This is a genomic window from Christiangramia qingdaonensis, assembly GCF_048381525.1.
Classification (GTDB): Bacteria; Bacteroidota; Bacteroidia; order Flavobacteriales; family Flavobacteriaceae; genus Christiangramia.
Genome location: NZ_JBLWIM010000012.1, coordinates 193,413 through 204,460 on the forward strand (window position 1 = coordinate 193,413; position 11,048 = coordinate 204,460).

The following is an 11,048-nucleotide window of genomic DNA, read 5'->3' on the forward strand; positions in this document are numbered from 1 at the left end:
AACCAGATGTAAAGGATATTGATCGTACAGCCAAAGAGATCTACCTGGAATTCAATAATCTCAAACTTCAGATGAATGAATTATTTCTGAAAACTCTTGAAGATTTTGAGAAGGAGTTGGATGAATTTGAAAGATTGGAAAGAGAAATGGATTCAACAGTAACTAAAGATACCGTTGAAAATGTAGTATCTTAAAAAAAATATTCGACCAATGAAAAATTCAGCTTTAAAATTTCTATTCGTTTTCGCATTTCTCACCGTGTTGCCATTGCATGCACAGGTAAAGGATTCAGAAAAAAATAAGACAGCGATCAGTGAAAGAGTAAGTGAAACGCTGGACAGCTGGCATCTTGCTGCCGCCGATACTGAATTTGAAACATACTTTGGTCTAATGACTAATGATGCCATATTTATTGGGACTGATGCTACTGAAAACTGGACTGCGGAAGAATTTAAAAAGTTCGCTAAACCATATTTTGACTCAGGCAAAGCATGGAATTTCACTTCGATTCAAAGAAATATTTATGTACACCAGAACTCAAAAATTGCCTGGTTTGATGAACTTCTGGACACCCAAATGGGAATTTGCAGAGGTTCTGGAGTAGTTGCTAAAGAAGATGGCAAATGGAAGATTCATCATTACGTACTTTCGATCGCAGTGCCTAATGAAAATGTAGATGAACTTACCAGTTTAAAAGTCCAATTCGATAAGAATCTGATTTCAGAATTGAAAAATAAATAGTTTCTATTCAGAATAGATAAGAATTAACATCAAGCTTAATTATTAATTTTCAGCAGGTTGTTCTCAATTCGGCGAGGCTGAACTATGGATTATTTTGACCGTTTTGCTACATTAGCCAGATTATTTTATAATTCTTAACTAGAACAATGAAAAGAATAAACAGAATTTTGTTTTTATCTGTTCTCAGCGCAGGAATGTTTACCGCCTGTAATGATGACGAAAAAAAAACTGAGGAAAAAGATGATGAGATCCATGGCATCAACCTTGCTTACATGGATACATCTACAACTGCTAAAGAAGATTTCTTTCGCTATGTAAATGGACGCTGGCTCGATAGTACAGAAATTCCTGGAGACAGAACACGTTGGGGAAGTTTCGACGAATTAAGACAAAGAACCGATGAGGATGCTCTTGGTCTTCTGGAAAAAATGGCTGCAAGCGATAGTCTTGATGCTTCAACAGACCAGGCAAAAGCTGTATATCTTTACAAAAGTATCATGGATACTGTTGCCAGAAATGAGCAGGGAATTGAGCCGGTACAACCTTACCTGGCAAAGATCGATTCTATCCAGAACAAAGAAGATCTTCAAAATTTCCTAGTTGAAATGAGCGAATACGGAAGTGCCGGATTCTTCAGCTTTGGTGTTGGTGCAGACAGCAAAAATTCTGATATGAACGCTGCTTACCTGAACCCTTCTGGTCTGGGATTACCTGAAAGAGATTATTATCTTCAGAATGATTCAGATTCCAAGGAAACCCGAACGAAATACAAAGCTTACGTCGCAGATATGCTACAGTATCTTGAATATTCAGAAGAAGAATCGAAAAATGCTGCTGAAACGATCCTGAAGTTTGAAACCAGACTTGCTGAGCCAAAACTGGATAAAGTAGAACGTCGTGATGCCCGAAATACCTATAACCCAATGAGCGTTGCCGAGTTGCAAAAGATGACTCCGGCTATGAACTGGAAAGTTTATTTTGATGGGATTGGTGCAAAGGATCTTGATACGATCATCGTTTCCCAGCCAAAATATATGAAAGCATTACAGCAGATCATTGCTGAAAATTCTGTAGAAGACTGGAAAACCTATTTAAAATGGGATCTTTTTAACGGAGCTGCAAGTGCACTTACTACAGATCTCGAAACTGAAAAGTGGGAATTTTACAGTAAAACACTTCAAGGAGCAAAAGAACAACGTCCTAGAAATGAAAGAGCTCTTAGTTCTATCAATGGGACTTTAGGTGAAGCTCTTGGAAAACTTTATGTTGAAGAACATTTCCCGGCAGAAGCGAAGAAAAAAGCTCAGGAAATGGTGGACAACATCCTGAAGGCTTACGAAAATAGAATTAATAATCTTAGCTGGATGAGCGAGGATACCAAAAAGAAAGCGCTTGAAAAACTTAGTACTTTCAATGTAAAAATTGGATATCCTGATGAGTGGAAAGATTACGGAGATCTAGAAATCACCTCACCTGAAGAAGGAGGGTCTTATTTCCAGAACATGCTGAACTTTCAAAAATGGAGAGTTGCAGAGAACATGGCAGATCTTGGACAGCCTGTTGATAAGGGTGAATGGTTCATGTCTCCGCAAACGGTGAATGCTTACTACAATCCACGTTATAACGAGATCGTATTCCCGGCGGCAATTCTACAACCTCCATTCTACGATTATAAAGCAGATGCTGCGGTGAATTACGGCGGAATTGGCGCTGTAATTGGTCATGAGATCTCACACGGTTTTGATGATAGCGGTGCTAGATTTGATGCTGAAGGAAACCTTAACAACTGGTGGACTGAGAAAGATCTTGAAGAATTTGAAACTTTAGGAAATGACCTGGCGGAGCAATACAGCGCTATTGAAGTATTGGACAGTGTCTACATTAATGGAAAATTCACCTTGGGTGAAAATATTGGTGATCTTGGAGGAGTGAATGCTGCTTATGATGGATTACAAATCCACCTGGAAAACAATGAAAACCCTGGTAAAATAGATGGATTTACTCCAGAACAAAGATTCTTCCTTTCCTGGGCTACCGTTTGGAGAACCAAAATGAGAGATGAAGCGATGAGGAACAGGATCAAAACCGATTCTCATTCTCCTGGAATGTACCGAGCTTATGTACCACTACAGAATATCGATGCATGGTATGATGCATTTACTATTGAAGAAGGTGATAAGATGTACGTAAAACCTGAAGATAGAGTAAGAATCTGGTAACAGCTTCTGAAATTTATAGCATTAAAAAAGCCGGTCTTTCGACCGGCTTTTTTTTCCCTAATTAATAAGAAGCCTTTAAAAATGTAGAAAGGCATCAGTAATATGTTCAATTTCGTAGTTGGATCCAGATTTTGTGATCGCAATGATATCAAACCTTATCTCCAGATCTGTATTCCGCTTTTCGGAATAGTGGTTCATTGCCTCCACAAGTAATTTGATCTGTGCTGGTTTCACAAAATCTTCAGGATTTCCAAAATAAACGGAGCTTCGTGATTTTACTTCAACTGCTATTAAGGTATCTGCTTCTCTGGCAATAATATCCACTTCAGCTTTACGGTATCTGAAATTACGTTCCAGGATCTCGTAATTATTTTTCGAAAGAAACTGCACTGCTAATTCCTCCCCTTTTTTGCCCAGATCATTATGCGTGGCCATTCTTAAACCTAGTTTACCTCATTTATCAACATCATAGATCCTACCTGAAGTTCAAGAGCATCAATCTCTTCTTTATTCGTTTTTACGATCTTATCACCATAGAATTTATTAGGAATATCCTTATCGGTTTTTAGGAAAACACCAATTCCGGACTTTGCAAGTTTTCCACCATTCCAGTCTACAGCTCCACTATAATCCCATCCAAAACCGTAAAAGGACACTGGTTTAGCATTTAATTCATTTAGTTCATCCAGGCTCATTCCAACCTTAATTCCATCAGCAGTGGTCCATCTTCCTTCTCCGGAATAATTGATTGAACTCACATTTTTCTTCTCTTCAGTTTGCCAGGTAATCAACACCTCGTCTTCAGTTTCAGGAAAAAGTATACTATAAGGTTTAGTCTCGGTTCCCTCCTCGAATTCATCCACTCCTTCTTCTATATTGGATTGTGGGTAATTGCGCGAAATATCTTCCGAAGACATTCTGCTCAAACTTTCAAGACTGTAAATATCTTTAGAGCCACTTACAGCTTTATTACTATTACAGGAAACGATGGCCAGCAGACCAACAACGGCTAGAATTTTACGCATTTGATGTTTTTTGTAGTAAAAGTATACAGATAAGCTCCACAAGGTTCCGCTTTTACAAGAATTTAACGCGTATTCGAACGTCTTTGCTTAACTTTACCGCTCTTAAAAATTTACTTATTCTAATGAGCAAAAATCCTCAGAGATTTACGATCACAGCGGCTTTACCTTATACAAACGGGCCTATTCATATTGGACACCTTGCAGGCGTTTATGTACCTGCAGATATTTATTCCAGGTTTTTACGAATGCAAGGACATGATGTAGCATTTGTTTGTGGAAGTGATGAGCACGGTGTGCCAATTACGATCAAGGCCAAAAAAGAAGGTGTGAGTCCGCAGGATATAGTAGACAAGTATAATGCGATCATTAAAACCTCTTTTGAAGACTTCGGAATTACCTTCGATAACTATTCCAGGACTTCAGGTGATGTTCATCATAAAACCGCTTCAGAATTTTTCAAGAAAATGTATGAGGATGGTAAATTTATTGAAGAATCTACCGAGCAATTATATGATGTCGAGGCTAACCAGTTTCTTGCAGATAGATTTGTAACCGGAACCTGCCCAAAATGTGGGAATGAAGAGGCCTATGGAGACCAGTGTGAAAACTGCGGAACTTCATTAAATGCTACAGATCTTATCAATCCGAAATCTGCTATTACCGGCGCCGTTCCAACTTTAAAAGAAACTAAACACTGGTTTTTACCATTGGACCAATATGAAGATTTTCTAAAGGAATGGATCCTGAAAGGACACAAAGCCGACTGGAAAAGTAATGTTTATGGTCAGGTGAAATCCTGGATCGACGATGGTTTAAGAGCCCGCGCGGTAACCAGAGATCTGGACTGGGGAATTCCAGTTCCTGTGGAAGGTGGCGAAGGCAAAGTGCTATATGTTTGGTTCGATGCTCCTATTGGCTATATTTCCTCTACCAAAGAATGGGCAGAAAGAGAAGGAAAAGACTGGGAACCTTACTGGAAAGACGAAAAAACCAAACTGGTTCATTTCATTGGGAAGGATAATATCGTTTTTCACTGTATTATTTTCCCTACGATGCTGAAAGCTCATGGAGACTATATTTTACCTGAGAATGTGCCGGCAAATGAATTTCTGAATCTTGAGGGTAAAAAACTTTCAACTTCAAAGAACTGGGCGGTATGGCTACATGAATACCTGCAGGATTTCCCAGATCAACAGGATGTATTGCGTTATGTGTTGACTGCAAATGCTCCGGAAACAAAAGACAATGATTTTACCTGGAAAGATTTTCAGGCAAGAAACAATAATGAGCTGGTCGCTATCTTCGGAAACTTTATTAACCGCGTGGTGGTTTTAACCAACAAATATTACGACGGAATAATTCCGCAGCCGGGAGAGTATACTGAAGTGGATGAACAGACCATTGCTGAATTGAAAGCATATCCATCGGTAATCGCAAGTTCAATTGAAAAATACCGTTTTCGTGAAGCTCAGGGTGAGTTGATGAACCTGGCCAGGCTTGGAAATAAATACCTGGCTGATGAAGAACCATGGAAACAAATAAAAACTGATGAAGATCGTGTAAAAACGATCATGTATGTGGCACTTCAAATTGCCAGCGCACTCAGCATTATCAGCGAACCTTTCATCCCTTTCACTTCCGCTAAATTAAAGCGGATGCTGAATCAAACTGGAGAGAATACTTCTACTACCCCAGACTGGGATATTATTGGTACCCGGGAAGCATTAATTCCTGCAGGTCATCAAATTGGAAAAGCGGAACTACTTTTCAGTAAAATAGAAGATGAAGAAATGGAGCAACAACTGGAAAAATTAAAAGCTACCAAAGCAGCGAACGAAATGGAAAATCAGAAAGCTGAACCGCAAAAAGAGATTGCTACTTTTGAGGATTTCACTAAAATGGATCTGCGTGTTGGAACTATTATAGAAGCTGAAAAGATGGCCAAAACCAAAAAACTGATGATTCTTAAAGTTGATACTGGAATTGACCAGAGAACTGTAGTTTCCGGTATTGCTGAACATTTTAAAGCAGAAGATATTATTGGTAAAAAAGTAACTGTGCTGGTAAACCTTGCTCCGAGAAAATTACGCGGAGTAGAAAGCGAAGGAATGATCCTGATGACCGAAAACAAAGAAGGTAAGCTTGTTTTTGTAAATCCTGACGAGGATAATGTCTCCAACGGAATCACGATAAATTAGAAACTCTAATCGCCTGGAAATTACTTTCCGGGCTTTTTTTTGAAATTATATTTGAATATTTTTTATAGCCCGACGTTATACCGGCATGTTTTTTGGTGAACCTAAAATACTAACCAACCACCTGTATTTTGAATATTTTAAAACCAATATTTGCTTTTCTGGCTATCCTATTTTTGCCAAATTCTAAGTCATCACTGTTTGCCCAAACCAACAAAGAATTACTTCAGCAAAAATTAATTGAATACCATTCCACCCCTAAAGAAGTTGCTTATCTACACTTGAATAAATCTTCTTATTTAAATGGGGAACAACTAGCATTCACCGCTTATGTAAGTACCGCAAGGGATCTTAAACCTTCCCTGAAAACCACAAACTTATACGTGCAGATCAAAGATTCTGCAAATACGGTTCTCAAAGAAAAGCTCGTGCTTATAGATAAAGGTGTGGGAAGTAATTTGTTCAACATCGATTCTACATTTACTGGAGGTAATTATACTATTACCGCTTATACCAACTGGATGAAGAATTTTGATCAACATTATTTCTTTACTGAAAATTTTCAGGTGTTGAAAACCAATCTTGATGATAAACAAGAAAAAATAGAGCTTCAAAACATTGATGCACAATTTCTACCTGAAAGCGGACATTTAGTTGCAAACACCATTAATAAGTTAGGGGTGATCGTCAAAGATCCCTCTGGATATGGATTATCCAATGCAACTGTCGAACTACTGAATGCTAAAGAAGAGATCATAGAAACCACAACCTTAGATAAGTTCGGGATAGGAAGAATAAATTTAAACCCGAAATTTTCAGAAGCATACAAAGCACGGATTCGATATAGAGGAAATGAATTTTTTAAAGATCTTGATATCGAAATTTTTCAGAAGGGAATATTACTGAGTCCCGAAATAAAAGAGAATGGAATCGTTCTACAATTTCGAACCAATCAAAAGACCTTAAAGGATATTAGCAAGGAAGAACACACCTTGACCATACAGAATTCCAGAAGCGTTAAAGCTATTAGTGTGGTTTTCGAGGGTAACACTATCCTGCAAACCAATCTACCTTTTAGAAATATGGAGGCAGGCATAAACATTCTAACACTTTGGGATTCTAAGTCAAATCCTGTAGCTGAACGATTAATATTCAATCCAAATAATCTTCCCGTAGTTAATTTTAATTCTCCGCGAATGATAGCTGAGAAGGATAGTCTCAAATTTAGATTTAAGAATGCCCCAAATGTAGATACTACCTTTTTTAGTATCTCTATTCTTCCTGAAGAGACTACTTCGTATGATCGAAAGAACAGCATCTTGACCCAATTCATGTTAAGGCCTTATCTTAAAGGTCACATTGAAGGCGGAGACTGGTACCTCAAAGATCTGACTGAGAATAAACTTATGGCTCTGGATAATCTATTACTAACCCAGGGATGGAGTAGCTACAACTGGAAAGATATTTTCAATAATCTTAAAGAGTCTCCAAAGTATGATTTTGAACGCTATTTAAGTATTACTGGTATTGCGAATGGCAGCACTGAAAAAGAACGAAATTTTATTGTTCATGCATCCTCCACAAATCCCCTATCCGAAATTACTTTACCTCCTGGAAAAGATTCATTTATACTTGAAAACTTAGTGCCAATGGAAGGCGAAGACCTCTTCATTTCTAAAAAGAAATCCAAAGGATCTCTGGTCCCTGCAGGTCTGGCTATGAGATTTCAAAAAAAATTGATTGGACAATTTGGTCGTCCTACTAATTTTTTAAGTAGAGAAACTCAATATATTCCAGATGATATGAGTAATTATTTCACTTTCATGAATAATTTTGGACAGGATGCTGAAATGTTAGATGAGGTTCTGGTCGAAACAAGTATTGATCCAGATCTTGAAAGAGAGAGAAAATTAAGTACACATGCCTGGGGTAAAGTACATGTAATTACTGATAATGAAAAAATGATGTTTACAACACTTGCACAATATTTAAGGGCAAACAATTTCAGCGTACAAGAATCGCCCGGAGGCTTTATTGTTAATGGTGGTTTATCTCTTATGACATCCATGAATAGCTCCGTAAGTTCGGGAGGATCTGACAATACATTCTCACAAAATATAAAAGCAAGTAGTACACCAGAACCTGATAGTGAAGGTATGGCCATTTTTCTGGATGGATTTCCACTAGCAGAAAAAGCAATGCTATATCAATTCCCAATGATCAATATTGATTATATAGAAATTAACAGGCGAGGTATGGGTGGTGGTATTTTGGAAGGTAATGGAAGTATAAAAATATATCTGGATTATACAGGATCAAAAAATACTAACATTGGCAATCGGGTTCAAAGTTTTGAATTCCCGGTTTCTTTTGCGGCCAATAAGCAATATTATGTTCCAAAATATCCAAACAGGTTTGACGAATTCTTCAAAAATTATGGTGTTATCGATTGGAAAGGTCAACTCCTGGCGACCCAAGATGAACCTGTCGAATTTAAAATTTTAAAACCTGAAGTAGATTTTCAGCTAATTGTTGAAGGCTTCTCATCAAATGGTAATCTAATCCATCAGGTTATCAATTTGGAAAGGCCATTTAACTAGAAAATAATACATTCCTAAGAATGCATGATGTCTATTCGATGAATTCTGACCGAGATTTTCTATTAAATTCAACCTGGAATAAGCTAAAAAAGCCTGGAAATAACTTCCGGGCTATTCTTTTTTGATTTTAAGATCTTTTATTTATACTTTACCGTTATAATCGGCATACTTGTTGTGACCTTTGAAAAACTAACCAACCTGCGAAAATTTGAAAACTTCCAAACTCTCCGTGCAATTAATTGCATTTTTATTACTGTTTTGCCAAACAATTCTATTCTCCCAGGATTTTAGCCGTCCTATTCATAATAAGCTTATTGAATTTCACTCTTTTCCAAAGGAAGTTGCATATCTACACCTGAATAAATCTTCCTACCTCAATGGTGAACAGCTCGCATTCAAAGCTTACGTAAGTACGTTACGTGATTTCAAACCTTCATTCAATACTACCAATCTATATGTTCAAATCAAAGATTCAACGAATGCAGTTCTTAAAGAAAAACTAATTCTTATAGACAAAGGTGTTGGCAGTAATCTATTCAATATTGATTCTACGTTTGTCGGTGGTAATTATACTATTACGGCATACACTAACTGGATGAGAAATTTTGATCAACATCACTTTTTCCAACAAAGTTTCCAGGTTTTGAACTCAAATTTAGATAGTAAAGTTAAAAAAGTATCACTTGAAAATATTGACGCCCAATTTTTACCAGAAAGCGGACACTTAGTAGCGAACACAAAAAACTACCTGGGTGTTGTGGTGAAAGATCCTTCAGGCTTCGGATTGTCAAATGCAACTGTAGAAATACTCAACTCTGAGAAAAAGATTATACAAACGACAACTCTGGACCAATTTGGTATTGGTAAAGTTAGTATTGAGCCAGAAGTGTCGGAAAAATATATAGCGCGTATACGTTATGGAGGAAATGAGTTTACAGTTGCCCCTGAATTAGATATATCTTCCAAGGGAATTGTCCTTAGCTCTGAACTTAATAAGACCAACGTGGTACTTCAGCTAAGAACTAACCGTGAAACTTTAAAGGATATTGGCCATAAAGAGTATGCTCTCACTCTACAGAATGCGAATAGTGTCAAAACCTTCAAGGTAACATTCGAAGAAAATACCATACTGGAGACTAATTTTGCTTTTAAGGATATGGATCCAGGTATAAACATTTTTACGCTCTGGGATTCAGAAGGCAGTCCTATTGTGGAAAGAATGATTTTCAATTCAGAAAATTTACCTATCGCCTCTCTAAAGAAACCTAAAGTTCTTGCTGAACTAGATACCCTCAATTTCAATTTCGAAAAATTAAAGGATCAGGATAGTACTTTTATCAGCGTATCTATTCTCCCAAAAGAAACATCCTCATACGATTCTAAAAACAGCATCCTGTCACAATACTTCCTGAGATCTTATGTGCAAGGATTTATTGAAGGTGGAGATTGGTATTTCGAGAATGATTCAGAAGTCAATAAAGTTGCCCTGGACAATTTATTATTGACTCAAGGCTGGAGTAGTTATAACTGGAAGAAGATTTTTAGCGATGAAGAATTGCCAAAATACGAATTTGAACAACACTTGAATGTCACTGCGACTGCTAATGGAAGTACAGAGAAGGAAAGAAAGTTTATAATTCACGCATCCTCAACAAATATGCTGAGTGAAATAACCTTACCTCCAGGAAAGGACTCCTTCATCTTAGAAGATTTAACACCCATGGAAGGCGAAGATCTATTTATTTCCAGAATAAAAAGTAATGGATCCCTAGTTCCAGCAGGTTTGGCGATACGATTTGATACGAGGTTCATAGAAAAATTCGACCGCCCTACAGATGTATTAACTAGAAAACCAGCTTACATAGAAGATAATACGAACAACTATTTCTTTTCTATGAATAATTTTGGTGAGAATGCAGAGATGCTAGATGAAGTTCTCGTGGAAACAGAGATTGATCCTGTGTTAGAAAGAGAGAGAAAACTAGGGATGCATGCCTGGGGAAGAGTTAACGTTATAACAGATGAGGATAAAATGATGTTTACGACGCTCGCCCAATATTTAAGGTCAAAAAATTTAACCGTACAGGAGTCTCCAAGAAATTTTGCTGTTAGAAGTTCTTTATCTTCAATGACTTTTTTGAACATAACTCCAGCACCATTTGAAGATCAAGTATTTACCACACCAGATAAAAAAAGAGAAGACGATCCAGATGGGAATGGTATGACTTTGTTTTTAGATGATTTTCCATTATCAGATACAGGAATGCT

The 11,048-nt window shown here is 37.3% G+C and carries 8 protein-coding genes; 6 read left to right on the top strand and 2 right to left on the bottom strand.

The features are described from left to right. The 3 genes from ACNI3T_RS05745 to ACNI3T_RS05755 form a co-directional block, all read left to right on the top strand. Positions 1–194, top strand: a 194-nt coding sequence (locus ACNI3T_RS05745; protein WP_418227013.1) for a hypothetical protein, incomplete at its 5' end; no start/stop codon positions are given. 16 nt (positions 195–210) lie between these two features. Next, complete coding sequence (locus ACNI3T_RS05750; RefSeq protein WP_418227014.1) at positions 211–741, top strand: nuclear transport factor 2 family protein; 531 nt, start codon at positions 211–213, stop codon at positions 739–741. A gap of 146 nt (positions 742–887) precedes the next feature. After that, on the top strand, positions 888–2,960 hold the full coding sequence (locus ACNI3T_RS05755) for a M13 family metallopeptidase (RefSeq protein ID WP_418227015.1): 2,073 nt from the start codon (positions 888–890) through the stop codon (positions 2,958–2,960). A 75-nt stretch (positions 2,961–3,035) separates the two neighbouring features. On the opposite strand, the gene ACNI3T_RS05760 is transcribed toward ACNI3T_RS05755, so the two are convergent. Together ACNI3T_RS05760 and ACNI3T_RS05765 are read right to left on the bottom strand one after the other, a co-directional pair. Continuing rightward, positions 3,036–3,395, bottom strand: a complete 360-nt coding sequence (locus ACNI3T_RS05760; protein ID WP_418227016.1) for a YraN family protein — start codon at positions 3,393–3,395, stop codon at positions 3,036–3,038. Positions 3,396–3,403: 8 nt separating this feature from the next. Next, positions 3,404–3,985, bottom strand: coding sequence for a hypothetical protein (locus tag ACNI3T_RS05765; RefSeq protein ID WP_418227017.1), 582 nt, complete (start codon positions 3,983–3,985; stop codon positions 3,404–3,406). Between the two features lie 122 nt (positions 3,986–4,107). Here ACNI3T_RS05765 and metG point away from each other — a divergent pair, with 122 nt between their 5' ends. The 3 genes from metG to ACNI3T_RS05780 form a co-directional block, all read left to right on the top strand. Then, complete coding sequence (gene metG, locus ACNI3T_RS05770; RefSeq protein WP_418227019.1) at positions 4,108–6,183, top strand: methionine--tRNA ligase; 2,076 nt, start codon at positions 4,108–4,110, stop codon at positions 6,181–6,183. 128 nt (positions 6,184–6,311) lie between these two features. Continuing rightward, positions 6,312–8,780, top strand: coding sequence for a hypothetical protein (locus tag ACNI3T_RS05775; protein ID WP_418227020.1), 2,469 nt, complete (start codon positions 6,312–6,314; stop codon positions 8,778–8,780). A gap of 208 nt (positions 8,781–8,988) precedes the next feature. Further along, a partial coding sequence (locus ACNI3T_RS05780; protein WP_418227021.1) for a hypothetical protein occupies positions 8,989–11,048 on the top strand: 2,060 nt, incomplete at its 3' end.